The organism is Benzoatithermus flavus (assembly GCF_037908215.1).
Classification (GTDB): Bacteria; Pseudomonadota; Alphaproteobacteria; order Geminicoccales; family Geminicoccaceae; genus Benzoatithermus; species Benzoatithermus flavus.
The window spans coordinates 1-642 of sequence record NZ_JBBLZC010000100.1 but is presented as its reverse complement, the minus strand read 5'-3'; the positions used below and the strand labels follow the sequence as shown (position 1 = coordinate 642).

The 642-nt window shown below is 50.0% G+C and carries 1 protein-coding gene; it reads left to right on the top strand.

Annotated elements, in window-relative coordinates:
• The first annotated feature begins 161 nt into the window (after nucleotides 1-161).
• Nucleotides 162-449 (top strand): post-transcriptional regulator, encoded by a 288-nt coding sequence (locus U1T56_RS24285; RefSeq protein ID WP_013524218.1) that lies wholly within the window; start codon nucleotides 162-164, stop codon nucleotides 447-449.
• Nucleotides 450-642 lie beyond the last annotated feature (193 nt).

The window sequence follows — 642 nt, the reverse complement described above, 5'->3', positions numbered from 1 at the left end:
ATAAAGCCAGCGACGATTAAAATGACCGTACCTTGTAAAAATTTAGACATTTTCTCCCCCTGCCTTCTCAAATGCCTCCATCTTTTATACAATATATGCAAGGCCCATGGCCAAGCATGACAAGATTGGCAGGCGGCAATGGATACAAGGGGGTATGGGGGATGGATGAAAACCGGAAGCTGCGCGAACAGCTCATGCCGGCGCTCGAGTCGAAGTGCGATGAGTTTCGTCTTCTCGGCTATACGCAAGTGACGATGGACGGGCTGTGGGAATGTTTATGTTCCCGAAAGTGGAAGCATCGGCCGGCGGAAAAAAAACTGCATGAGTTGGTCAGCGACATTTTCTCTCTTTCGCCGAGCGAGTATATGATGTTTTTGACGATGCGTTCGTATAAGCAGCAGGCGGCCGGCGATGATGAGTTGGAGCGGGTTTTAAAGGAGTTGTTATAGTGGAAAATTGACACTTGCCGGCTGCTGTTTCATAATGGAAGGCGAGGCCAATGTTTTGCTTGGCGCGACACCGGACGGCTCTGAAGCAAGTTGAAGGAGGAATCTTAAGGAGAATGGTACAACGAAACCGCATCGTCGCCTTTTTTCTGCTCCTGCTTTTGTTCGCCGGAGTGATGGGGCCGACGATTCAAGG

Bases quoted from the DNA above. Each gene is read 5' to 3' on its own strand.
- U1T56_RS24285 (WP_013524218.1), top strand. From the start codon at position 162: ATGGATGAAAACCGGAAGCTGCGCGAACAGCTCATGCCGGCGCTCGAG.